The following is a 22989-nucleotide window of genomic DNA, read 5'->3' as shown; positions in this document are numbered from 1 at the left end:
CTACGGCAAGAAGTGTTGGGGAGTTACGCCTTTGGAGATGATATGCAAAGACCGAATGCCCTAGATGACTAAACTCTGTAAAATCCCTATGATAGGGACACAGAGCGAGAACCAAACCCTCTTCTCAACATCAGCCTAAAAGTCCTAATCATTTTTAGCGATTGGGCAATTCAACCCCTACAACGCATACACGACAAGCTTGTTATCATGCCAGATCGCTTCTAGGGGCGTGTCATAAAGCGCGCTTAAATTGTGTGAAGTCATAGCGATTGGCGTGGAAGCTTGCAAAAAAAGTTTTTTATCTTTGAGCATGACCACATGCGTGGAGTGCCTGGCAACCAAATTCGGATCATGGATATTGACTAAAACGCTCAATTCTCGTTTTTTCATCTCATCTTTAATCGCATCAAAAAAAAGGGCTTGGTTTTTTAAATCTAAAGCGCTCGTAGGCTCATCTAGTAACAATAAGGGCGTTCTTTGCAACAAACTTCTGGCTAAAAGCACCATTTGCCTTTGACCGCCGGACAAATCGTTAATGCCTTGATCTTTTAAGGATTCTAAATCCAAGCGCTCTAAAACGCTAGTGGCTTCTTTAATGTGCTTAGCTTTAGGCATAGCGAACAGATTCAAATGCGTCGCCTTCCCCATTAAAACAAAATCTAGCACGCTGAAATTAAACGCATAATATTCCACTTGGGGGATATAAGCGATTAGTTTGGCTTTTTCATAAGGCTTTAAGGGTAAAATGTCTTTGTTACACGCTTTAATTTCGGTTTCTTCTAAAGGCTTTAAAAGCCCTAAAAGGCATTTTAAAAGCGTGGTTTTACCCGAGCCATTAGGCGCTAAAATGCTGGTGATGCTGTTTTTTGGCACGCTAAAACTCAACTTATCCAAAATGAGTTTTTGAGAATATTTAAAGGACAGGTTTTTAACTTCTAATACCATCACACCCCCCTAGTCCTGAATAAAAGCCACAAGAAGAAAGGCGCTCCTAAAACGCTTGTCGCAATGCCTACCGGTAAATCATAGGGGGTAATGGTTTTAGCCACCACATCCGCCAAAAGCAAGAAAAACGCCCCCATTAACAAAGAGCTTAAAAGCAATTTTTGTAAATTCGCCCCAAAAAACAACCTCGCCACATGCGGAATGACTAACCCAATCCAGCCAATCGTGCCGGACACGCTCACCGCTAAAGCGCTCGCAACGCTCACGCACACCAAACAAAGCGATCGCAATAACACCGGGTTAATCCCCAAGCTCAAACTTTGCGCATCGCTCAAGCTCAATAAATTAATACGCCACCTTAACAAAAAAAGCGGGATAAAGCCTAAAGATAGCCCTATGAAAGCGATCAAGCAATCCTTATAACTGCTTAAAGACAAGCTCCCTAAAAGCCACACGACAATCGCTTGCGCTTTTTGGGGGATCACAAAGAATTTTATCGCCCCAGCTAGTGCGCTCAAAAACGCGCTCAACACCACCCCTGAAAGCACCAACGAAAGGACGGAATTACCCAAAACCCTATTCATCGCTAAGACAGCAAGGCTGGCTAAAATCGCCCCAAAAAACGCTAAAATCGCAATGTTAGACTCCACTACCGCTATCGCCATCGCCACGCCTAGCATCGCCCCGCTAGAAATCCCTAGTAAAAAGGGATCGACTAAGGGGTTTCTAAAAATCGTTTGCATCACCACCCCACTCCCGGACAAACTCGCCCCCACTAAAAGCGCTAAGATCACTCGTGGTAGTCGTATTTCTAAAATAATAACACTTAAAGAGCTCAGTTCTTCATTGTGCAAAAAGTGGTTTTTCACATTCAGGCACACTTCTTGCCATTCTTCCAAACTCAAGGACTCCCCTCCAAACAACAGCACCACCACCGCTAAAATCACGCAAGCTAATGCAATATGATAGGTTTTAAGCATCACGCTTCCTTTTAAGAACGATTAATCTGAACAAAGAATCATACCAGCTACTCGGGAGGATTCTATACAACGCTAACAATAATTGGGTTTTTAAGCCGATCAAATAACGAGCCTTGATCTTTTGACTCATGCTAAGAAAAACGATTTTTTGCGCCACGGCTTTAGCACTTAGAGCGTTTTGATACACGCTCGCATAAAAGCTTTTAGCCGCATTCACTTCTAACGCATAAAGGCTGTTTTCGCTCTCAAAATTCTCAACTGAAAAAGCGGTTTTTTCCCAATTGCTTTTCACCGGGCCTGGCTCAATCAAACACACTTGAACGTTAAAGGGTTTAAGCTCTAAACGCAAGGCATCGCTATAAGCCTCTAAGGCATGCTTACTCGCGCTGTAATGGCCTAAAAAGAGCATGCTCACACGCCCTGCTATGGAAGAAAGATTGAAAATCTTAGAGTAGGGCTTGTTTTTTAGTAAGGGCAAACAGAGTTGCACCACTTCACAAAGGGCGAAAAAATTCACGCTAAATTGCTTTTTAACCTCTTCAATAGGCGTGTCTTCTACGCTCCCAAACACTCCATAACCGGCGGAATTGATCAAAACATCGCAATGATCTTCTTTAGCGCTGATGTTTGAAAACACTTCTTTTAAAGCGTTAGAATCGCTCACATCAATATCAATGCTCTCGCATAACGCATGGTTTAAGGCTACGCACAAAGTCGCATGCCTAGAGAGCGCATAGACCTTATACCCTTGATCTAACAGCATTAATGCACACTCTAACCCAATCCCAGAACTCGCCCCAGTGATAATTGCCACCTTTTGGCTTTCTTTTTTCTCTCCAACGCCCATTATCTAACGCTAACCCTCTTATTATTTTTATAATTCCTCTAATATTCACTCAATATTACTTAATTTTTACTAACATATAGTTCTTGGAATGTTTTTTACAAAAAACATTTTTAACACCAATTTTAATTAAGGAGAAGCAATGCCTCAAATACAATCATCGCATTCTAGCCATTTTGATTTTACTATAGACACAGCGGATCGCACTAAATTATTGATGAGCTATTTAGTCGTGCCTACAACCGCTAATTTCAACAATGTCATGCATGGGGGGGAATTATTGAATTTGTTGGATAAAGTGGCTTATGTGTGTTCGACTCGTTATTGCGCTAAAGGAACGGTCACTTTAAGCGTGGATGGGGTTACTTTTAAATACCCCATTCCTGTAGGGAATTTGCTCACTTTTTTAGCCAGTATCAATTATGTGGGCAACACCTCGTGCGAAGTGGGGATTAAGGTTTTGAGCGAAGATATTAAAACTCGTGAAATCACGCACACTAATTCTTGCTATTTCACGATGGTGGCTGTGGAAAATGGCAAACCCACCCCCATGCCCAAATACGAGCCTAAAACAGAGGTTGAAATCCGCCGTTATGAAGGGGCTTTGAAGCGCAAGGAAATGCGCACACGAGGGTATTTGAAAAGCGGCAAACACGAGGGTGTTTAAAAAGCAAAAAAGCGTAAGCGGTGTTTTAACCCTAAATTTACCCCTAAAAAAGGGGTAGTTGGTGAGCGATTAGTTTAAGCGTTATGAGTGGTGTGGGCGGTTCAAAACAACTCGCTATGACTGCCTAGTCTTACTAAAAAAGCGTTGCTTTTCACTCTATAAGTGCCAAGAATTTTAAAAATTTGGCTAAACGCTAGGATTTCACAATCTCNCAAGCGGCTTTTTAAAAGCCCTTGCTGAAACAAGGAAATGAAATTATAGTCATAGAAAGCTTAAGGTTTGCTTAAATCTAGGGAATGTTTTGAAAAATATTTTGATTTTTTAGAGCGTTTAAAAATTGCACGATCTTTTCTTTAGGGATAATCACTAAACTTTTTTGGTTTTCTAAAGTGCTACTAGCCATTCCCATAAACTCCCCCACTTCGCTAAAATAAGGCCTCCCTCCCCACAACACGCTCCCCTTTTTAAAAGAACTATCAAGCGAAAGAAACTTTTTAGATTTTAAAAGTTCAGCCACAGAAATGCCCGTTATCTGTATAGAAAAAGAATTCCCCTCATTCAACGCTGGGTAGTAGAGATCAGAATTGGGTGTTTTTTGATTGGTATAGGGATTTGAATGAAAAGTTTGAGCGTATTTTGTGTAAATCCTTGCATGATAATAGCTCTCTTCTCTTTTATGGCAATAATCGTCTCTAAAATCGGCGGTTTTTAAAAGCGAAAGCCCTTGATCCCTATCCATCGCCTCAAGGTGTAAGCTGGCTATACAAATCAGCTCTTTAGCGCTGCTGTCTTGCATTTTGGCTAAAATCATTTTAGGGTACAAGCCATTAGAATAAAGCGTTTCAGAAGAAGCGATATAACGCCCGTTTTTGAGCAAAGTCGCATAGCCTTCTTTATAAGTCCCATCGCTAAAATACACTTTCAATAACGCAACAGAATAAACCCATGCAGGGAGCGTTGGATCAAGGGGCGGATCGTCTCTAACGATTTGAATGTTATTAGCGTTCATCATGCATGAGAATAAAACGATACAACAACCAACCGCTAATCTTTTATGCCAAAACGCCATTATCCAACTTACCGCTTAAATTTTAAAAGTATCCTACAACACTATCGGCTAAAATACCATTTGTTTTAATTTATTGCTATAATAGAGCATTTGAATGACAAAAGCTTATCGCAAAGGTTTATGATGGATCCAATTAAAACTTATGATATTAAAGAAGAAGAGCTTGCAAAAACCGCTTACGCTACGATCAAAACCAATAAAGGCCATATCACTCTAGAGCTTTTTTACAAAGACGCGCCCCAAGCGGTCAGTAACTTTGTAACTTTGGCTAAAGAGGGTTTTTATAACGGGCTTAACTTCCATCGTGTGATCGCCGGCTTTGTGGCTCAAGGAGGTTGCCCTCATGGCACAGGCACAGGTGGGCCAGGACACCGCATTAAATGCGAAGTGGCCCATAACCCCAACAAGCACAAAAGAGGCTCTATTTCTATGGCGCATGCTGGGAGAGACACAGGGGGGAGTCAATTTTTCTTGTGTTTTGTGGATTTGCCCCATTTAGATGGCGAACACACCGTGTTTGGCAAGATCACTAGTGCAGAAGGCCTTAGCGTTTTGGACAAAATCAAACAAGGCGATATTATAGAGAGCGTTGTGTTTAGCTCTTCTCTATAAAAGGAATAAGAGATTAAACATGCTCATACTCAGCCGCAAAGTTAATGAAGGGATTGTCATTGATGATAACATCCACATTAAAGTCATTTCCATAGATAGAGGGAGTGTGCGTTTAGGGTTTGAAGCGCCTGAAAGCACCCTTATTTTGCGCGCTGAACTCAAAGAAGCCATTGTGAGCGAAAACCAAAAAGCTTCTGTGTGCGTAGATGAAAGCTTGTTAGAAAACATCAAAAAGGTCATTAAGCCTTGATGCATGTTTTTGAAGTTTATCCTAAAGTCAATATTTTTTTAAAGATCCTTCACAAAGAAGGGGCTTATCATAAGCTTATTTCTCGCATGTGTTTAGTCAAAGATAAGCTAAAGGATATTATTAGCGTCAAAAGCGCGCTTTCCTTTTCACTAAAAGGGGATTTTGACTGCCCTTTAGAAAAAAACTCGCTCTTTAAAGCCCTCCAAATTTTAAAGAATTTTTTAAAATCAAAAAATTTCTCTCATTCTGTCATCAAATCCCTAGACACCCTAGCGATTGAAGTGGAAAAAAACATCCCCACTCAAGCCGGGTTAGGCGGTGGGAGCGCTGATGCTGGGGGGCTGTTGTATCATCTAAATCGCATTTTTGACTGGCGTTTGAGTTTAAAAGAGCTTTATAGCATGGGATCTTTAGTGGGCGCGGACACCAACTTTTTCATCTCGCAATACAAAAGCGCTAACGCCACTTCTTATGGCGAAGTCATTGAAAATTTTGAAGAAGAGCCTTTAGAAAATCGCCTAGAAATCTATGCGCCAAATCATGTTTTTTGCAACACCAAAGCCATCTATCAAGCTTATAAGCCTGAAACTTGCTTTTCTCAAGCTAAAGAGTGGCTTAAAAAACCGAGTTTAGAATGCCTAAAGACTTATGACAGAAGCGAATTAAACGATCTTTTAAAGCCAGCTTTATGCGCTAACCCTGCCCTCAAAGATATAGAAAGCCAACTCAGTAAGGAGTGGTTTTTTAGCGGGAGCGGGAGCGCGTTTTTTAGGCTCAAGCCTGCACAAAAAGGGGGCGAATGAAACTCATTGCCAGTAATAAAAAAGCCTATTTTGATTATGAAATTTTGGAAACTTTAGAAGCAGGATTAGCGCTTTTAGGCTCTGAAGTGAAGGCTTTGAGGCAAACTAGGGTGAATTTAAAAGATAATTTTGTTAAAATAATCAAAGGAGAAGCTTTTTTATTTGGTGTTCATATATCATATTTAGATACAATCCATGCGTATTACAAGCCCAATGAAAGGCGAGAGCGTAAGTTGCTTTTACACAAAAAGCAATTATTGAAATGGCAAATGGAAGCGTCTAAAGAACGCTTGAGTATCGTAGGGTTGAAATTGTATTTTAACCAAAGAAATAGAGCTAAAATCCAAATTGCTTTAGTGAAAGGAAAAAGATTGCACGACAAAAGACAAAGTCTTAAAGAAAAAGCACTCAATAAAGAAATTCTTGCTGATTTAAAACACCACTTTAAAGGATAATAATGAAAGAAATGGTAGATTATGGGATTATAGGGTTTTTGATCTTCTTATCCGTCATCGTTATAGCGATCGCAATAGAAAGGTTGTGGTTTTTTGCCACTCTTCGTGTGGATGACTACACAGACAGGCGCAAGTTAGAGCTAGCCCTACACAAACGACTGACTTTAGTGGCCACGATTGGCTCTAACGCCCCTTATATCGGTCTTTTAGGAACGGTTATGGGGATCATGCTCACTTTTATGGATTTAGGATCCGCTTCTGGCATTGACACTAAAGCGATCATGACTAATTTAGCCCTTGCTTTAAAAGCGACTGGCATGGGGTTATTGGTAGCGATCCCTGCGATTGTGATCTATAACTTGCTAGTGAGAAAAAGCGAGATTTTAGTCACTAAATGGGATATTTTCCACCACCCGGTTGACACGCAATCCCATGAGATTTACAACAAAGCCTAAGGATTGAGCGGTGAAAAAAGTAGAATCCATGAATGTGGTGCCTTTCATTGACATCATGCTTGTGTTGTTAGTGATCGTGCTTACAACGGCGTCTTTTGTGCAAACTTCAAAGCTCCCTATTAGCATTCCTCAAGTGGATAAAGACAGCACTGATTCTAAAGACGTGTTGGACAAAAAACAAGTTACGATCGCTATTTCTAATAAGGGTTCTTTTTATTTTGACGATAAAGAAATCAGCTTTGAAAATTTAAAACACAAGGTTTCCACTTTGGCTAAAGACACCCCTATTGTCTTGCAAGGCGATAAGAAAAGCAATTTGGATAACTTTATCAAAGTCGTGGATTTATTGCAAACGAACAATTTGAAGCAGCTTTACATTCTTGTTGAAGATAAAAAGAATCAAAAAAATTAGTTTTAGTCAATTTTTAGCATTCTTTAGCTAAAATCTGTGTTTATGTTTAATTTTTATCAAGGGAGTTTTAAATGAAACGCACTTACCAACCACACAACACACCAAGAAAGCGAACCCATGGCTTTCTTGTGAGAATGAAAACCAAAAACGGGCGCAAGGTGATTAATGCCAGACGAGCTAAGGGCAGAAAAAAGCTTTCCGTCTAAACCCTATGACTCTTTAAAAAACAAGAGTGAGTTTGACAGGGTTTATCAAAAGGGGTTTAAAAAACACAACCCTTTTTTTTCGCTCTTTGTTTTGGATTTGTCAAAAGAGCCGCCAAAAGGAAAAGAGGGTTTTAAAGATCCGCTCTTTTGTAGGTTTAAAGACAAAAAAACGCTTTATTTATTAGGCTTGAGCGTGTCCAAAAAAGTCGGCAACGCCGTGAAACGAAACCTTATCAAACGCCGTTTGCGTTCGCTTACATTAAAGCATGCTGCACTTTGTCAAGGGCTTGCTTTGGTGTTTGTGCCTAGAAGCGATTGTTGCCATTTGGATTTTTGGGCTTTAGAAAAACATTTTTTAGAAATGCTAACTTCCATTAAAAACTATATGAACAAAGCCTTAAAAGACTTGAAAAAAGGAATGACTCATACCTATGCGAAACAATAAAATGCCTTTTTTGAGCGCGATTTTTACGGCATCAATTAGGGGTTACCAACGCTTTTTTTCGGCTTTCACTTTTTCAAGCTGTCGGTTTTACCCCACTTGCTCCAACTACGCTCTGTGGTTGCTCTGTTTTGAAAACCCCCTAATCGCTATGGGTAAAATCGCTATAAGGATACTCTCATGCAACCCTTTTTGCTCTGGGGGCATTGCTTACCCTATCACTCGCTTGAAACGCCCTAGTTTGCTCCAATCTCATAAAGATTCTAATCGCAATTTTAAAACCATCACTTTTTGGCTCGTTCCCACAAAAAGCCACGCAACTTACTACATCATTAAGGTTTAATCACAATGGATAAAAACAACAATAATAATCTCCGCTTGATTTTAGCGATCGCTCTGTCTTTCTTGTTTATCGCTCTTTATAGCTATTTTTTCCAAAAACCAAACAAAACAACAACCCAAACCACAAAGCAAGAAACAACCAACAACCACACAACAACAAGTCCTAACGCGCCCAACGCTTTTAGCGCTACTCAAACAACCCCACAAGAGAATTTGTTAAGCACCATTTCTTTTGAGCATGCCAGGATTGAAATTGACTTTTTAGGGCGCATCAAACAGGTTTATCTCAAGGATAAAAAGTATCTAACCCCTAAACAAAAGGGCTTTTTAGAGCATGTGGGCCATCTTTTTAGCTCCAAAGAAAACGTGCAACCCCCCCTAAAAGAGCTCCCCCTTTTAGCGGCCGATAAACTCAAGCCTTTAGAAGTGCGTTTTTTAGACCCCACACTCAATAACAAAGCGTTCAACACCCCTTATAGCGCTTCAAAAACCACTCTTGGGCCTAATGAACAGCTTGTTTTAACCCAAGATTTAGGCGCTCTTAGCATCATTAAAACCCTGACTTTCTATGATGATTTGCATTATGATTTAAAAATCGCATTCAAATCGCCCAATAACCTTATCCCTAGCTATGTGATCACCAATGGTTACAGGCCGGTGGCTGATTTGGACAGCTACACCTTTTCAGGCGTGCTTTTAGAAAACAACGACAAAAAAATTGAAAAAATTGAAGATAAAGACGCTAAAGAAATCAAACGCTTTTCTAACACCCTTTTTTTATCTAGCGTGGATAGGTATTTCACCACCTTGCTTTTCACTAAAGATCCTCAAGGTTTTGAAGCCTTAATTGATTCAGAAATCGGCACTAAAAACCCCTTAGGGTTCATTTCCCTTAAAAATGAAGCGAATTTGCATGGCTATATTGGCCCTAAAGATTACCGCTCTTTGAAAGCGATTTCACCCATGCTCACTGATGTGATAGAGTATGGCTTGATCACTTTCTTTGCTAAAGGCGTGTTTGTTTTACTGGATTATTTGTATCAATTTGTGGGTAATTGGGGTTGGGCTATCATTCTTTTAACGATTATCGTGCGCATTGTCCTCTACCCCTTAAGCTATAAGGGCATGGTGAGCATGCAAAAGCTCAAAGAATTAGCCCCCAAAATGAAAGAGCTCCAAGAAAAATACAAGGGCGAGCCCCAAAAGTTGCAAGCCCACATGATGCAGCTTTACAAAAAACATGGGGCTAACCCGCTAGGGGGTTGTCTGCCCTTAATCTTACAAATCCCGGTGTTTTTTGCGATTTATAGAGTGCTTTATAACGCCGTGGAATTGAAAAGCTCAGAGTGGGTTTTATGGATCCATGATTTATCCATCATGGATCCGTATTTTATTTTACCGCTTCTTATGGGGGCGTCTATGTATTGGCACCAAAGCGTTACGCCAAACACCATGACCGATCCCATGCAAGCGAAGATTTTTAAACTCTTACCCCTATTATTCACGATCTTTCTAATCACTTTCCCTGCAGGGTTAGTCTTGTATTGGACCACAAACAACATCCTTTCGGTGTTGCAACAACTCATCATTAATAAAGTCTTAGAGAATAAAAAACGCATGCATGCGCAAAACAAAAAGGAACATTGATGCAAAATCCTATTGAAATCAAAGCTAAAACCTTAGAAGAGGCTCTCATTCAAGCTTCTATCGCCTTGAATTGCCCCATTATCAATTTGCAATATGAAGTCATTCAAACGCCCTCTAAAGGTTTTTTAAATATCGGTAAAAAAGAAGCCATTATTCTAGTGGGCGTTAAAGAAAGCGTTAAAGAGGTTAAAGAAGAGAGTGTTAAAGAAACCAACACGAAAGAAATCCATCAAAACAATATAGAAGAAAAAAAACAAAAATTAGAAACAGAAACGCCTCAAGAAGAAAAAATCACCCCTAAACCCTCTAAAAAAAACCCTAAAGAAGAATCTCATAGTGGGGACAAACTCCATGAAATTAAGCAAGAATTGAAAGACTTATTCTCCCATTTGCCTTATAAAATCAATAAAGTGGAAGTCAGCCTTTATGAACCGGGGGTTTTATTGATTGATATTGATGGCGAAGATTCCGCTCTTTTAATTGGCGAAAAGGGTTATCGTTACAAAGCCCTTTCTTACTTGCTTTTTAATTGGATCCACCCTGCTTATGGCTATAGTATCCGCTTAGAAATCTCCACTTTTTTACAAAACCAAGAAAAGGTTATGGAAACGCAGCTCCAAAGCGTGATCATGACCGTGCATGAAGTGGGTAAAGGGCAGATGAAAGCCCCTGATGGCGTTTTAACCTATATCGCTTTAAAGAAATTACGAAAAGCGTTCCCTAATAAATATGTTTCCATCAAAACCAATTTAAACGATGAAAAATACATCGTCATCAACGACTTTAACAATGAATGACACCATCGCCGCTATCGCTACCCCTTTAGGCAAGGGAGCGATTAGCATCATTAAAATCAGCGGCCATAACGCCCTGAACATCCTCAAACAACTCACCCAAAAACAAGACTTCACCCCCAGATACGCTTATGTGTGCGATATTTTTTCTAATGGTGTTTTATTAGACAAAGCGTTAGTCATTTATTTCAAAGCCCCTTATAGTTTCACCGGTGAAGATGTGTGCGAAATCCAATGCCATGGAAGCCCCCTTTTAGCGCAAAATATCTTACAAGCTTGTTTGAATTTAGGATCTAGGCTTGCTAAAGCGGGGGAATTTAGTAAAAAAGCCTTTTTAAACCATAAAATGGATTTGAGCGAGATTGAAGCGAGCGTTCAGCTCATCCTTTGTGAAGATGAAAGCGTTTTAAACGCTCTAGCCAGGCAGCTTAAGGGCGAGTTAAAAATTTTTATTGAAGAGGCTAGGAACGATCTTTTAAAGCTTTTGGCGAGTTCAGAAGTTTTGATTGATTATAGCGAAGAAGACATTCCTAGCGATTTTTTAAAGGAAGTGTCTTTTAATTTAGAAAAACAAATCGCCTCTTTTAAAGATTTATTGGATTTTTCTAACGCGCAAAAACAAAGGAATAAGGGGCATGCTTTAAGCATTGTTGGCAAACCCAATGCCGGCAAAAGCTCCCTATTAAACGCCATGCTTTTAGAAGAAAGGGCTTTGGTGAGCGATATTAAAGGCACGACAAGAGACACCATAGAAGAAGTCATCGAACTAAAAGGGCATAAGGTGCGCTTGATTGACACCGCTGGCATTAGAGAGAGCGCGGATGAAATAGAGCGTTTAGGGATTGAAAAAAGCCTTAAAAGTTTAGAAAATTGCGACATCATTTTAGGCGTGTTTGATCTTTCTAAACCCCTAGAAAAAGAAGATTTTAATCTTATGGACACCCTTAATCGCGCTAAAAAGCCTTGCATTGTCGTTTTGAATAAAAACGATTTAGCCCCTAAACTAGAGTTTGAAATTTTAAAATCTTATCTTAAAATCCCTTATTCTATCCTAGAAACCAACACCCTAAATTCCAAGACTTGCTTGAAAGATTTGAGCCAAAAAATCAGTGCCTTTTTCCCCAAACTAGACACCCAAAACAAGCTCTTGCTCACTTCCCTAGCCCAAACAACCGCCCTAGAAAACGCCATTATTGAATTGCAAAACGCTAAAAGCCATTTAGACACTTTAGAGCTTTTTTCTTATCATATTTTAAGCGCGATAGAAAACTTGAACTTGCTCACCCGCCCTTATGAAACCAGCCAGATGCTTGATAGCATGTTCAGCGAATTTTGCTTAGGCAAATGAAACCGCTTAAAGCATGGATTAAAACCCCTTTTAGCGCTACTTTTTAAGACTTTTTTACCCATTAGCGCCGTTTAGTATCCGTATTTGCAAAAACAATACTGCCATTTTTCAAAAAGGGGTAAAATAAGCTAGTTTAAAATATATACATGCTATCAACTACTTTTGAGTAAAAATGTTAAAAAAGACCATTAAGGAGATTTCATGTTAAAACTCGCCAGCAAAACGATTTGTTTGTCCCTAATCAGCTCATTTACCGCTGTAGAAGCCTACCAAAAACACCAAAAAGACGGCTTTTTCATAGAAGCTGGGTTTGAAACCGGGCTATTACAAGGCACACAAACTCAAGAACAAACCATAAGCCACCACTCAACAAAAACCAAACCTAAACCAAAACCCATTACCCCTCAAAGCACCTATGGGAAATACTACATCTCCCAAAGCACCATTTTAAAGAATGCGACTGAGTTATTTGCAGAGGACAATATCACCAACCTAACCTTTTATTCTTTAACCCCTGTGTATGTAACCGCTTACAACCAAGAAAGCGCTGAAGAAGCTGGCTATGGCAATAACAGCTTGATTATGATACAAAACTTCTTGCCTTATAACTTGAACAACATTGAGCTGAGTTACACGGACGATCAAGGCAATGTGGTCAGTTTGGGCGTGATAGAGACTATCCCTAAACAATCTCAAATCATTCTGCCCGCAAGCTTGTTTAACGACCCACAGCTTAACGCCGATGGCTTCCAGCAACTCCAAACCAACACCACACGATTTTCTGATGCCAGCACGCAGAATCTGTTTAACAAGCTCAGCAAGGTTACAACCAATCTTCAAATGACTTATATCAATTACAACCAATTTTCTAGCGGTAACGGCACTGGCTCTAAACCCCCATGCCCCCCATACGAAAACCAAGCAAATTGCGTGGCTAAAGTGCCGCCTTTCACCTCTCAAGACGCTAAAAATTTGACCAATTTAATGCTGAACATGATGGCGGTGTTTGATTCTAAATCTTGGGAAGATGCCGTTAAAAACGCCCCCTTTCAGTTTAGCGACAACAACCTGTCAAAGCCATGTTATTCTAATTATTCTACATGCGTGAATCCTTACAACGATGGGCTTGTTGATCCTAAATTGATCGCTAAAAACGCTGGAGATGAATACAATATAGAAAACGGGCAAACAGGCTCAGTGATTTTAACGCCGCAAGATGTTATCTATAGCTATAGAGTTACGAATAATCTTTATGTGAATCTCTTGCCCCCAAGAGGAGGGGATTTAGGGCTAGGATCTCAATATGGCGGCCCGAATGGCCCAGGCGATGATGGCACCAATTTTGGCGCTTTAGGGATATTGTCTCCTTTCTTAGACCCTGAAATACTGTTTGGCAAAGAATTGAATAAAGTCGCCATCATGCAATTAAGAGACATCATCCATGAATACGGGCATACTTTAGGCTATACGCATAACGGGAACATGACTTATCAAAGGGTGCGCATGTGTGAAGAAAACAATGGGCCAGAAGAGCGCTGTCAGGGCGGGAAAATAGAGCAAGTGAATGGACAAGAAGTGCAAGTGTTTGACAACGGGCATGAAGTGCGAGACACCGATGGCTCTACCTATGATGTGTGTTCTCGTTTTGGCGGCCAAAATCAGCCCGCTTTCCCTAGCAGTTACCCCAATTCCATTTATACCGATTGCTCTCAAGTCCCCGCCGGGCTTATAGGCGTTACCAGCGCGGTTTGGCAGCAACTCATTGATCAAAACGCCCTACCGGTGGATTACACTAATTTGAGCAGCCAAACCAACTATTTAAACGCTAGTTTGAACACGCAAGATTTTGCGACCACTATGCTTAGCGCGATCAGTCAAAGCCTTTCATCTACTAAATCTAGCACCACTACCTATCGCACTTCAAAAACCTCACGGCCCTTTGGAGCCCCCCTATTAGGCGTTAATCTTAAAATGGGCTATCAAAAATATTTTAACGATTACCTAGGGTTATCTTCTTATGGCATCATCAAATACAACTACGCTCAAGCCAATAACGAAAAAATCCAACAATTAAGCTATGGCGTGGGGATGGATGTGTTGTTTGATTTCATCACCAATTACACCAACGAAAAGAACCCTAAAAACAATCTAACCAAAAAAGTGTTCACTTCCTCTCTTGGGGTGTTTGGGGGGTTAAGGGGCTTATACAACAGTTATTATTTGTTGAACCAATACAAAGGGAGCGGTAATTTAAATGTGACCGGTGGGTTGAATTACCGCTACAAGCATTCTAAATATTCTGTAGGCATTAGCGTTCCTTTAGTCCAGTTGAAATCTAGGGTCGTTTCTAGTAATGGCATAACCACCAATTCTATCACCCTGAATGAAGGGGGCAGCCATTTTAAAGTGTTTTTTAATTACGGGTGGATTTTCTAGGGGTTAAAAATATTCTTTAACTCTGGCTCTAAAACGCTCTTTTTAGCGTCTGTTATATTGCTAGGCGGTTTTGGTTCTGTTTTGTGCACTATTTTAAGCGTGGGCGTTAGTGTTCGCTCTTTTTGTTCTTGTATCGCTTGCGTGATTTCTTTAAACTCGTTGAAGCTTTTTTGCATCTCGTTTGTTTGTTTTCTGCTTTCTTTTCCTTTCGTTCTCAAACGCCCTTTTTTAGGCGTTTAGTTAGTTTAAAAATGCGTCAGCTTTTAAAAAAGTTTGTTGGTTTGTGGGGTGAAAAGATAGACCCTAGCTTGGGTATTTGAACGCCCAAAACCATTCGGTTTTTTCAAATAAGCTCGCTTGCGTTGGCTCCTAAAAAAAGATTTTAGTTTTTACGGATTTTAGTTTTTAGCGGGTGTGGTTTTAGATGAGCTTGTGGGATAAAGAGTGTTGAATGATGTTTTAGTTTATTTGGCGAGAACAAAAGCCACAAACTTTCAGAGAATTATTTTAATGGGTGCAAAACACCACACAAAACAACAACGCTGTAAGACTGAATCAATAAGCGCAAAGCAGGATTAATACCCTACTTATAGCCCTGTATTGCCTTGCCCTTCTTTATTGGCATAATCTTTCAGTTCTTTATAAAGCAAAGATTGCAAACGCGTGATAGCAAAATTCTTATTCTTTTCATCCACTTCAAGGCTCCTATTCAACACAGGCGTGCCCTGGCAATCGCTCGCGCTAACAACCACTCTAATGCGTGTGATGCCATTAGCACTGTCTGTGAAAACTTCATTTTTGATTTGATAGAGTTTTTCTTCATCGCTAGGGGTTAGCACTCTGGCATAAGCGCTTATGAGAGCGTTTTTAATCTCTGTATCGCTGTTGTTATCAAAAGCGATTTGCACTTTAGGTTTGAAAGCGTTTTGATAATAGATTTTTTCATAATTTTCTAACGAACTCACCGGGACAGAATACGCTTTTAAAATCCTTTCTATAGGCATCGCTTTAGCCAATAAATCCCCCATGCTCTTGGATTGCTGTAAAAAAACCCCTTTACAAACCTTAGGCATTAAGGTGGAAAACTGCCCATAAAGAGCGTTATACTTATCCCTTAAACCTTGCAAAAACAAGTTTTGGTTGATCCTTACTCTAGTGTAGTAGATCCCTTTTTGTGCTTCTTGATTGACAATTTCTACATTATTCAATTCCAAGTCATCGGTTTTTAAGTTAATCGTTTGCGAATCACTGGATTTTAACTTATTATCCACACGACTTTTTTGAATGTGGATTTGTGAATTGACCACCACGCTAATAGACGCCACTAAATCCGCTAACGCTTTTTGTTTAGAAGCCTCTTTAGAAGTGGCTGAACCACTCCCATAAAGATAGCCTTTTTGGGTGTTTGTTTTGTTATAGGCCTTGCCATACCACTTAGGCTCTGCGCTTAAATTGGCACCCACAAAAGCCACAAGGCATGCAAGAATAATCTTTTTCATTATTAATCCTCACTCATTCATTAAAGCGACATGCTTCTTAGTAATCCTTAAAAGCACATAAACTTTATCCGTATCAATAAAAGTGGCCTTTAGCTCACTAGCCTTAATCTCTATCTTATCCCCCTTGAAAGCTTCCATCACTTTCTCTAAGGCGTTTTGTCTGGCTGAGGACAAGCTATAATCCATATCTGAAAGCAATATATCGCTCATCCCGCACACTAAAATTTTTTCGTCTTTGGTTTGGGTCTTTTCAATCTGCACTTCTTTTGAGCAATCCCTAGCCCATTTAGGCAAGGACTTCCCCCACGCCACTCCCAACACCAAAACAAGCGCGATAGCAAGGCGTTTCATTAAAACCCTACTTTTTAACCATGCCCAACTCTTCGCGCACTTTATCCACAATTTGCTTATCCAAGCCCACTAAAACAAAAACCCTATCTTTACCGACATAGCGGGCAAGCATTTTAGAAGCGATCAATTCCTTATCCACCAATTGAGAAATTTTTTCAGTATCAGTGCCGCTTATGGACCTTTTACCAGAAGCGTCTACCGTTCTAGTTTTTTCATTTTCCAAATCTTTTTGTAAAGTGGATTTTAGATTCGCCGCTAAATTAGCCCTAGCCTTCGCTGTAGCCTGGTTAGTGGAATAATCCACATCATTATTGGTGATCAAATCCTCAGCCCTTCCTAAAAAGACCCCTGAATATTTTTCATACTTCGCCACTTTTTCCAAATCCCCTACAACCCAATCAGGAGCACCTTTAGTCGCTTCTTTGTAAGCCTTATTGCTTTTACTGATACCTGATTTTGGGGCATGGCTACAACCTACGATCACCATCGTTGCTATCACACTCATCCCTAAAATTTTTTTAACTTGATTTTTCATTGTTCATCCTTTCAAATATAAATTTAAAACATACGCTTATTGCTAGCATTTTTCACAATAGGCTTAACATCGCTCCATACCTCTTCACCCGTTTTCCTATTGGTAAGGCTTAGGGTGAAGTCATAGTCTAAGCGCTGCCTAGAACTACTAATAGAGGCTGCGATACTGGATACTTTACCACTTAAAGATAAATCAGCGGCTTTCAAAGTGCCTTTTTCTACAGTGGTGTCTTGATTATACTCTTCGCTCTCTCGTTCTTTTTCGCGCTGTTTCACCATTCGGCTATCCGCTGCAATGCCACTCCCTCCACTCGCCCTTGTGATATTGAACCTCCCATTAGATCGCAACCGCAACTGCCGCGCGATTTCGGTCGTCAAAAGATTCATGTCCAAATTGGGTTGCGTGGTGTCGTTAATCACATCTGAAACTTCAATCAAATGCCTGCCCTTGAGCTGCTCAAAATTAGGGTCGCTAAACATGGAATCTAACATCGCATTAGCGGTTAGCAATAAATCCGTGCTATTAATACTTGCAGTCGTATTTTTAGTGGCATCGTTCACATTTTGATAAGTCGCCATTTCGCTTGAGCAACCCACCCACAATAAAGTACTCAAAATCACCGAGCTTATAATTTTTAATTTTGTTTTCAATACCATAATGATAGAAACTCCCTATTCAAAATTTAAAACAGATACTTCCGTTCCTAATTTTAAACTTCTAATCTAAACACACAGTGTCTTTGCGGATTTTAGCATTTTATGCGTCTTTTTTTTCACATTTTACAAGTTTTAGCCCTACAAATTTCACACTGCAAGCATTAATACCACATATTCGCTCATTTTTAGCTTAATTAAAGGAACTTTTTTAACAAACATGCTGATTTAAAAACGATAAAAACGATTTTTTGAGATTAAAGAAATAATATAAAAGCTATTTGAAGTTAGCCCCCTATCAAAAAAGGGCTAAAAAAGATTTTTACAAGCTCTTATTTTGACAATAAGACTCTTTAACGCCCTTTATAATAGCGCTTTTAAGGCGTCTTCAATCGGTTTTTGGGAGCTAGGTTCTACAAGCCTTTCACCCACTTCTTTGGCGTTTTTGTAAAAAATCAAAGTAGGGATCTTGAGGATGCCTAAGCTCTCTTTTAAATCCTGGCTCTCATCAAAAGAAACTTTAAAAAATTCCACCTTGCCTTTGTAAGTTTTGGCTAAATTTTCCATGATCGGCTCAATCTTCCTGCAATCCGGGCACCAACTCGCCCCCACATTAACCACCACCGCTTGATGAGCGATTTTCTCTGCATAATTCTTCCCGTTAATAATTTCTGACATGATAATCCTTATTTTTTATTTCCCCCAACCGCCGAAGTATAGCATATTTCAAGCGCTAATCCCCTTTAACATTAGCCCTATTAGCCATAAACGCATGCAACTCATTGTATTCTTGGCGGTTTAGAAAACGCATTTTCCCTACCGGCAAGGCATTCAAATTCACAAAACCATAACGAACGCGCCTTAAATCCAACACCCCAGCGTTAAAAAACGCAAAAAAACGCCTTAGTTCTCTGTTTTTCCCCTCATTGATAACGACTCTAAGTTTAGAATATTTGGCATGGTTTTTGATGATTTCATAACCAATAAAGGGGGCAAATTCCATGCTTTTAATGGGGGTTTTTTGGTGCGCTCCCTTAGTGGCGTTTTCTAATTTCAAGCCCTCTTGCATGGCGTTTTCCATCTCTCTTGTAACAAAGCCTTGAATTTTAACAAGATACTCTTTTTCTAAATTCGCATGCATTAAAGCGCTCACCACCGCCTTACTATCGCTTAAGAGTAGCACCCCCTCGCTCGCAAAATCCAAACGCCCCACCGGCGCGAAATGGGCGTATTTTTTCTCCAAGCTTTCATAAATCACGCGCCGTTTTAAGGGATCGGCTTTGCTCACTAATTCGCCCTTTGGCTTGTGATAAATTAGCACGCTGAATTTTTTGTTTTTTAAGGGCTTGATGAGTCGTTTGTCTAAAAACACCTTGTCGTTTTCTCTAACCACGCTAACGAGTTTGGCATGCTCATGATTGATTTTCACCCGCCCCTCTAAAACCAATTTTTCAGCTTCTCTTCTAGAGTGCTTGGTGTAATGGGCTAAAAATTGGTTGATCCTCAAGCTAAATCCCTCCACTCTAATTCTTTAAAATCGTCCTTGATCTTTTCATTCACCATTAGATCGCTTTGGATTTTGAATTGCTTATCCTTATCTTTGATGATCAAATACAAGGGGCGTTTGCCCTGGTGTTTTAGAGCGCTCTCTTTGATTTGTCTTAAAAACTCTTTTTTCACGTCGTTTTCTAACACGATCGCTAAAGAGCAAGAGCTGGAAGCGAGCATTTCCATGGGGGGGATTTCGCGCACCTCTTCTTTTTGCTTGTCAGGGTCTTTATAACGGGCTTTAGGGATTTTAACCTCTTTGGCGCTCTCTAAATCCAAGATTTCAAAAAGCCTTAATCGCGCCACTTCTTCTTGCTCTTCAATCTTGCATTTAAACACTAAAGGCTTATTAATATCCAACTCTTCTAAAGCGTTCAATTGCTTTTCAAAAAGCATGAGTTCAAACTTGCCGTATCGATCCAAAATGTCCGCTGTGCCATAAGGCTTACCGCTTCGTTTGCCAATTTTCTTTTTAACCTCCATGATTTTGCCCAGCAAATAAGCTTGCGAGCCGATTTCTAATTCTTCAATATCAATGCTTTTGACTAAATTTTTAAAGCCCTTAATTTCTTCTTTAAACTCGTCTAAAGGGTTGCCTGAAACATGGATGCCTAAAGTCTCGTATTCGCATTCTAAAAGCGTTTTAGCGTCATGTTCGCCCAAATCAATCATGTCTAAAATAACCTGCTCTTTAATTCCGCCTTCCATGGCTCCAAAAAGGGAGTTACCCCCTTGCATCATTTCATTAGCTTTGTCTTTAGCGCGCCCGGCATCGCAGATCAAATCCAAGTTAGCGAGCATGGTTTTTCTAGTGTAGCCTAAATTGTCCAAGCTCCCTGATTTCACTAATGGCTCTAAAGATTTTTTAGTGAGTTTGGAAAAATCCACCCGTGAAATGAAATCTTCCAAACTCTTATAATCCCCTTTAGCCCTTTCTTCAATGATGTTTTTAATCGGCTCACCCCCAACCCCTTTAACCGCTCCCAAACCAAACACGATTTTCTTTTCTAATTCGCCCTTTTGATTTTTAAACTCCGCCACGCTGAAATCTTGCATAGAAGAATTGATGTGCGGAGGCATCACTTCAATCTCTAAAGCCCTAACCTCATCAATATAGCGCGCCACGGATTCAATCTTATTGGATTCGCTAGTGAGCATCGCTGCCATGAACTCATGCTTGTAATAAGTCTTTAAATACGCCGTTTGGAAAGTAATCATCGCATAAGCCGCTGAATGCGATTTGTTGAAACCATAGCCGGCAAATTTAACGATCAAATCCCACAAATTAGCCGCTTTTTGGCCATCATGCCCTAAATTTTTAGCGCCTTCTACAAACTTGGCCTTATTGTCCGCCATGATCTGAGCGTCTTTTTTCCCCATAGCACGGCGGATGAGATCTGCTTCACCCAAGCTAAAACCGCCGATAGTTTGCACGATTTGCATCACTTGCTCCTGATAGACGATCGTGCCGTAAGTGGGCTTTAAAATCGGCTCTAATTCTTTAAACGCATAAGCGATAGGCTCAACGCCATGCTTTCTATTGACAAAATCATCTACCATGCCTGATTCCATGGGTCCTGGTCTGCCTAGCGCGATAATGGCAATAATGTCTTCAAAGCTTGAAGGCCTTAAGCGCTTGTTAAGCCCTTGAAACATCCCGGATTCAATCTGGAATATCCCCACCGTATCCCCGCTTTGGATCGTTTTATACACTTTCGGATCGTCCATATCCAGCGATAAAAAATCCACATCAATCTTATGTTGCGTTTTAATGATTTTAAGCGCATCATCAATCACGGTCAAGGTTTTAAGCCCCAAAAAGTCAAACTTGATCAAATCCACCGGCTCTAAATACTTCATGGAATATTGCGTAACGATACCGCCGGTTTTTTCAGAGGCAAACAAAGGGGTTTTGTGCCACAACTCTTTTTGGCTATCCACCACTAAGGCTGCGGCATGCACGCCGGCGTTGCGGTTTAAATTCTCTAAATTGAGCGAATACTCCCACACCTGTTTGGCTAATTCATTACTCTCTACTAATTCTTTGATTTTAGGCTCTAATTCCCACGCCCCCTCTATGAACTCGCCATTTTTTTCATAGCCCTTAAGCGTGATGCCTAAGCGATTAGGGATGAGTTTGGCAAAATCATCGGCTTCTTTATAAGGCATGTCTAAAACCCTTGCGACATCTCTGATCACGCCTTTAGCCAACATCTTATTAAAGGTGATGACTTGAGCCACATTGTATTTGCCGTATTTTTCAATCATGTATTCTATGATTTCCTTACGCCGGCGCTGGCAAAAATCCGTATCAATATCAGGCATGCTGACTCTTTCAGGGTTCAAAAACCTTTCAAAGAGCAAATCGTATTTTAAGGGGTCAATATCCGTGATTTTTAAAGCAAAAGCCACCAAACTCCCGGCCGCGCTCCCCCTACCAGGCCCTACAGGAATGCCCATTTCTTTAGCGTAACGGATAAAATCCCACACGATCAGCATATACCCTGGGAATTTCATGTTCGTAATAACTTCAATTTCTTTTTCTAAGCGTTCTTGGTATTGATCATGCTTTTCTTTTGGCACTAAGATCAAGCGCTCTTTCAAGCCTTCTCTGGCCTTATAAGCGAAATAAGAAGCGTCATCTTCAAAATTCAGCCCCTCTTCTTTAGCGTAAGCTTTAGTGAATTTGAAGCTTGGGGGGGTTGGGGGGTTCTTTTTATCGTCTTTTAAATCAATCTCTAAAACGCATTTATCAGCGATTTCTTGGGTGTTTTCTAAAGCTTCTGGAATATCTGCAAAGAGCTTTGCCATTTCTTCAGGGGACTTAATGTAAAACTCATGCACGGAGTGTTTCAAGCGCCCCTTATCGTTTAGGGTTTTACCCATCGCTACGCACATCGCCACTTCTTGAGCCTTGGCGTCATTAGGCATGGTGTAGTGGGTGTCGTTGGTGGCAATGATTTTTAACCCCGTTTCTAAAGACATTTTAATGACTTGCTCATCAATGAATCGCTGATCTAAAATGCCATGGCGCATGATCTCTAAATAAAAATCGTCTTCAAAAATCTCTTGGTATTCGCAAGCGATTTTTTTGGCTTCATCATAGCCTTTAGCCCCATACCTGCGGTTTCTCTCATTATTGGTATTTAAATGGTAATTGACTTCCCCTTGCAAGCACGCGCTAGAAGCGATAATGCCTTTAGAATGCTCCCTTAGAAGCTTTTTATTGATGCGCGGGAAATAATAAAACCCTTCTAAATACGCCATAGAGCTTAAGAACATCAAGTTTTCATAGCCCTCTTGGTTTTTAGCGAATAGGCACAAATGGAAACGCTGCTTGGTTTCTTTGCTAGAAAGGTTGTCATCGTTATGGATATACGCTTCCATGCCGATAATAGGCTTAATGCCTTCTTTTTTCATGCTCGTATAAAAATCAATCGCTCCAAACATGTTCCCATGATCAGTTACGCTCACGCTTTTCATGCCCAATTCTTTAACGCGTTTGGCTAGAATTTTAATCTTGTTCGCCCCGTCTAAAAGCGAATATTCTGTGTGCAAGTGCAAATGCGTGAAGGCTTTATTCTCTTTCATTGTCTAACCCCTATTTGGATTTAATGCCATTATACCTATCGCTCTTTAAAAAACTCTTTATTAGATTATTTAGTGGTGAATTATTTTAAAATGGTGGATATAATA

The 22989-nt window shown here is 40.2% G+C and carries 26 protein-coding genes; 14 read left to right on the top strand and 12 right to left on the bottom strand.

The features are described 5' to 3' along the window. Positions 1–177: 177 nt before the first annotated feature. The 3 genes from J5F42_RS02440 to J5F42_RS02430 are packed head-to-tail and all read right to left on the bottom strand — an operon-like array spanning position 178 to position 2772. Positions 178–945, bottom strand: coding sequence for an ABC transporter ATP-binding protein (locus J5F42_RS02440; protein ID WP_000242349.1), 768 nt, complete (start codon positions 943–945; stop codon positions 178–180). Beyond that, positions 945–1925, bottom strand: a complete 981-nt coding sequence (locus tag J5F42_RS02435; protein WP_000921461.1) for a FecCD family ABC transporter permease — start codon at positions 1923–1925, stop codon at positions 945–947. Before J5F42_RS02435 ends, J5F42_RS02440 begins: the two co-directional genes overlap by 1 nt. After that, positions 1918–2772: an SDR family oxidoreductase gene (locus tag J5F42_RS02430; RefSeq protein ID WP_097699345.1), complete on the bottom strand. Its 855-nt coding sequence runs from the start codon at positions 2770–2772 to the stop codon at positions 1918–1920. Before J5F42_RS02430 ends, J5F42_RS02435 begins: the two co-directional genes overlap by 8 nt. Positions 2773–2911: 139 nt before the next feature. On the opposite strand from J5F42_RS02430, the gene J5F42_RS02425 reads away from it, so the two are divergent. Continuing rightward, positions 2912–3436 (top strand): acyl-CoA thioesterase, encoded by a 525-nt coding sequence (locus tag J5F42_RS02425; protein ID WP_001135623.1) that lies wholly within the window; start codon positions 2912–2914, stop codon positions 3434–3436. A gap of 289 nt (positions 3437–3725) precedes the next feature. On the opposite strand, the gene J5F42_RS02420 is transcribed toward J5F42_RS02425, so the two are convergent. Next, positions 3726–4505 (bottom strand): hypothetical protein, encoded by a 780-nt coding sequence (locus tag J5F42_RS02420; RefSeq protein ID WP_097699036.1) that lies wholly within the window; start codon positions 4503–4505, stop codon positions 3726–3728. 123 nt (positions 4506–4628) lie between these two features. Between J5F42_RS02420 and J5F42_RS02415 the strand changes: the two genes are divergently transcribed. The 13 genes from J5F42_RS02415 to J5F42_RS02355 all read left to right on the top strand — a co-directional run bounded on the left by J5F42_RS02415 (position 4629) and on the right by J5F42_RS02355 (position 14707). Next, positions 4629–5117, top strand: a complete 489-nt coding sequence (locus J5F42_RS02415; protein WP_198929817.1) for a peptidylprolyl isomerase — start codon at positions 4629–4631, stop codon at positions 5115–5117. Between the two features lie 19 nt (positions 5118–5136). Beyond that, a complete protein-coding gene (locus tag J5F42_RS02410) occupies positions 5137–5367 on the top strand; it encodes a carbon storage regulator (RefSeq protein WP_000906447.1) in 231 nt (76 codons plus the stop codon). Continuing rightward, positions 5367–6170 (top strand): 4-(cytidine 5'-diphospho)-2-C-methyl-D-erythritol kinase, encoded by an 804-nt coding sequence (locus J5F42_RS02405; protein WP_283491492.1) that lies wholly within the window; start codon positions 5367–5369, stop codon positions 6168–6170. Before J5F42_RS02410 ends, J5F42_RS02405 begins: the two co-directional genes overlap by 1 nt. Next, positions 6167–6625, top strand: a complete 459-nt coding sequence (smpB, locus tag J5F42_RS02400; protein WP_000766487.1) for an SsrA-binding protein — start codon at positions 6167–6169, stop codon at positions 6623–6625. Before J5F42_RS02405 ends, smpB begins: the two co-directional genes overlap by 4 nt. A gap of 2 nt (positions 6626–6627) precedes the next feature. After that, positions 6628–7080 carry a TonB-system energizer ExbB gene (gene exbB, locus J5F42_RS02395; protein WP_000661837.1) on the top strand — a complete coding sequence of 151 codons (453 nt, stop codon included), beginning with the start codon at positions 6628–6630 and terminating at the stop codon, positions 7078–7080. A 10-nt stretch (positions 7081–7090) separates the two neighbouring features. Beyond that, positions 7091–7492: an ExbD/TolR family protein gene (locus J5F42_RS02390; protein WP_000755082.1), complete on the top strand. Its 402-nt coding sequence runs from the start codon at positions 7091–7093 to the stop codon at positions 7490–7492. A gap of 71 nt (positions 7493–7563) precedes the next feature. Continuing rightward, positions 7564–7698, top strand: coding sequence for a 50S ribosomal protein L34 (gene rpmH / locus J5F42_RS02385; RefSeq protein WP_001847286.1), 135 nt, complete (start codon positions 7564–7566; stop codon positions 7696–7698). After that, complete coding sequence (rnpA, locus tag J5F42_RS02380; protein ID WP_078246504.1) at positions 7658–8143, top strand: ribonuclease P protein component; 486 nt, start codon at positions 7658–7660, stop codon at positions 8141–8143. The genes rpmH and rnpA overlap by 41 nt, the downstream gene beginning before the upstream one ends. Beyond that, the gene (gene yidD, locus J5F42_RS02375) at positions 8130–8483 is read left to right on the top strand and encodes a membrane protein insertion efficiency factor YidD (RefSeq protein WP_097699034.1); all 354 of its coding nucleotides are present in this window, start codon (positions 8130–8132) and stop codon (positions 8481–8483) included. The genes rnpA and yidD overlap by 14 nt, the downstream gene beginning before the upstream one ends. 5 nt (positions 8484–8488) lie before the next feature. Beyond that, on the top strand, positions 8489–10129 hold the full coding sequence (gene yidC / locus J5F42_RS02370) for a membrane protein insertase YidC (RefSeq protein ID WP_097699033.1): 1641 nt from the start codon (positions 8489–8491) through the stop codon (positions 10127–10129). Continuing rightward, positions 10129–10926, top strand: a complete 798-nt coding sequence (locus tag J5F42_RS02365; protein ID WP_001180787.1) for a Jag N-terminal domain-containing protein — start codon at positions 10129–10131, stop codon at positions 10924–10926. Before yidC ends, J5F42_RS02365 begins: the two co-directional genes overlap by 1 nt. After that, the gene (mnmE, locus tag J5F42_RS02360; RefSeq protein ID WP_198972976.1) at positions 10919–12271 is read left to right on the top strand and encodes a tRNA uridine-5-carboxymethylaminomethyl(34) synthesis GTPase MnmE; all 1353 of its coding nucleotides are present in this window, start codon (positions 10919–10921) and stop codon (positions 12269–12271) included. Before J5F42_RS02365 ends, mnmE begins: the two co-directional genes overlap by 8 nt. Positions 12272–12472: 201 nt before the next feature. Next, positions 12473–14707 carry an outer membrane beta-barrel protein gene (locus tag J5F42_RS02355; protein ID WP_283491491.1) on the top strand — a complete coding sequence of 745 codons (2235 nt, stop codon included), beginning with the start codon at positions 12473–12475 and terminating at the stop codon, positions 14705–14707. Here J5F42_RS02355 and J5F42_RS02350 read toward each other — a convergent pair. From J5F42_RS02350 to dnaE, 8 genes are all read right to left on the bottom strand, one after another. Further along, the gene (locus tag J5F42_RS02350; protein ID WP_097699030.1) at positions 14704–14883 is read right to left on the bottom strand and encodes a hypothetical protein; all 180 of its coding nucleotides are present in this window, start codon (positions 14881–14883) and stop codon (positions 14704–14706) included. The two genes, J5F42_RS02355 and J5F42_RS02350, sit on opposite strands and share 4 nt — an antisense overlap. 411 nt (positions 14884–15294) lie before the next feature. Then, positions 15295–16206 (bottom strand): LPP20 family lipoprotein, encoded by a 912-nt coding sequence (locus J5F42_RS02345; protein ID WP_097699029.1) that lies wholly within the window; start codon positions 16204–16206, stop codon positions 15295–15297. 9 nt (positions 16207–16215) lie between these two features. Beyond that, a complete protein-coding gene (locus J5F42_RS02340; protein WP_000824771.1) occupies positions 16216–16557 on the bottom strand; it encodes a hypothetical protein in 342 nt (113 codons plus the stop codon). A 7-nt stretch (positions 16558–16564) separates the two neighbouring features. Further along, positions 16565–17092, bottom strand: coding sequence for an LPP20 family lipoprotein (locus J5F42_RS02335; protein ID WP_000795976.1), 528 nt, complete (start codon positions 17090–17092; stop codon positions 16565–16567). A 23-nt stretch (positions 17093–17115) separates the two neighbouring features. Beyond that, positions 17116–17748: a penicillin-binding protein activator LpoB gene (lpoB, locus tag J5F42_RS02330; RefSeq protein WP_001962338.1), complete on the bottom strand. Its 633-nt coding sequence runs from the start codon at positions 17746–17748 to the stop codon at positions 17116–17118. A 360-nt stretch (positions 17749–18108) separates the two neighbouring features. Next, positions 18109–18423, bottom strand: coding sequence for a thioredoxin family protein (locus tag J5F42_RS02325; protein WP_078297023.1), 315 nt, complete (start codon positions 18421–18423; stop codon positions 18109–18111). A gap of 55 nt (positions 18424–18478) precedes the next feature. Beyond that, positions 18479–19267, bottom strand: coding sequence for a pseudouridine synthase (locus J5F42_RS02320; protein WP_097548221.1), 789 nt, complete (start codon positions 19265–19267; stop codon positions 18479–18481). Then, positions 19249–22884: a DNA polymerase III subunit alpha gene (dnaE, locus tag J5F42_RS02315; RefSeq protein ID WP_097699028.1), complete on the bottom strand. Its 3636-nt coding sequence runs from the start codon at positions 22882–22884 to the stop codon at positions 19249–19251. The genes J5F42_RS02320 and dnaE overlap by 19 nt, the downstream gene beginning before the upstream one ends. Positions 22885–22989 lie beyond the last annotated feature (105 nt).

Source organism: Helicobacter pylori (genome assembly GCF_030062585.1).
In the GTDB taxonomy this organism is placed as follows: domain Bacteria; phylum Campylobacterota; class Campylobacteria; order Campylobacterales; family Helicobacteraceae; genus Helicobacter; species Helicobacter pylori_CN.
This window is presented reverse-complemented; position numbering and strand designations above follow the sequence as displayed.

Coding starts and splice junctions, on each gene's coding strand:
- yidC (WP_097699033.1), top strand. CDS start 8,489: ATGGATAAAAACAACAATAATAATCTCCGCTTGATTTTAGCGATCGCT.
- J5F42_RS02415 (WP_198929817.1), top strand. CDS start 4,629: ATGGATCCAATTAAAACTTATGATATTAAAGAAGAAGAGCTTGCAAAA.
- J5F42_RS02405 (WP_283491492.1), top strand. CDS start 5,367: ATGCATGTTTTTGAAGTTTATCCTAAAGTCAATATTTTTTTAAAGATC.
- J5F42_RS02350 (WP_097699030.1), bottom strand. CDS start 14,883: ATGCAAAAAAGCTTCAACGAGTTTAAAGAAATCACGCAAGCGATACAA.
- exbB (WP_000661837.1), top strand. CDS start 6,628: ATGAAAGAAATGGTAGATTATGGGATTATAGGGTTTTTGATCTTCTTA.
- J5F42_RS02430 (WP_097699345.1), bottom strand. CDS start 2,772: ATGGGCGTTGGAGAGAAAAAAGAAAGCCAAAAGGTGGCAATTATCACT.
- dnaE (WP_097699028.1), bottom strand. CDS start 22,884: ATGAAAGAGAATAAAGCCTTCACGCATTTGCACTTGCACACAGAATAT.
- J5F42_RS02410 (WP_000906447.1), top strand. CDS start 5,137: ATGCTCATACTCAGCCGCAAAGTTAATGAAGGGATTGTCATTGATGAT.
- J5F42_RS02325 (WP_078297023.1), bottom strand. CDS start 18,423: ATGTCAGAAATTATTAACGGGAAGAATTATGCAGAGAAAATCGCTCAT.
- J5F42_RS02355 (WP_283491491.1), top strand. CDS start 12,473: ATGTTAAAACTCGCCAGCAAAACGATTTGTTTGTCCCTAATCAGCTCA.
- smpB (WP_000766487.1), top strand. CDS start 6,167: ATGAAACTCATTGCCAGTAATAAAAAAGCCTATTTTGATTATGAAATT.
- yidD (WP_097699034.1), top strand. CDS start 8,130: ATGCGAAACAATAAAATGCCTTTTTTGAGCGCGATTTTTACGGCATCA.
- J5F42_RS02420 (WP_097699036.1), bottom strand. CDS start 4,505: ATGGCGTTTTGGCATAAAAGATTAGCGGTTGGTTGTTGTATCGTTTTA.
- rpmH (WP_001847286.1), top strand. CDS start 7,564: ATGAAACGCACTTACCAACCACACAACACACCAAGAAAGCGAACCCAT.
- J5F42_RS02435 (WP_000921461.1), bottom strand. CDS start 1,925: ATGCTTAAAACCTATCATATTGCATTAGCTTGCGTGATTTTAGCGGTG.
- J5F42_RS02365 (WP_001180787.1), top strand. CDS start 10,129: ATGCAAAATCCTATTGAAATCAAAGCTAAAACCTTAGAAGAGGCTCTC.
- J5F42_RS02335 (WP_000795976.1), bottom strand. CDS start 17,092: ATGAAAAATCAAGTTAAAAAAATTTTAGGGATGAGTGTGATAGCAACG.
- mnmE (WP_198972976.1), top strand. CDS start 10,919: ATGAATGACACCATCGCCGCTATCGCTACCCCTTTAGGCAAGGGAGCG.
- rnpA (WP_078246504.1), top strand. CDS start 7,658: ATGCCAGACGAGCTAAGGGCAGAAAAAAGCTTTCCGTCTAAACCCTAT.
- J5F42_RS02425 (WP_001135623.1), top strand. CDS start 2,912: ATGCCTCAAATACAATCATCGCATTCTAGCCATTTTGATTTTACTATA.
- J5F42_RS02345 (WP_097699029.1), bottom strand. CDS start 16,206: ATGAAAAAGATTATTCTTGCATGCCTTGTGGCTTTTGTGGGTGCCAAT.
- J5F42_RS02340 (WP_000824771.1), bottom strand. CDS start 16,557: ATGAAACGCCTTGCTATCGCGCTTGTTTTGGTGTTGGGAGTGGCGTGG.
- lpoB (WP_001962338.1), bottom strand. CDS start 17,748: ATGGTATTGAAAACAAAATTAAAAATTATAAGCTCGGTGATTTTGAGT.
- J5F42_RS02440 (WP_000242349.1), bottom strand. CDS start 945: ATGGTATTAGAAGTTAAAAACCTGTCCTTTAAATATTCTCAAAAACTC.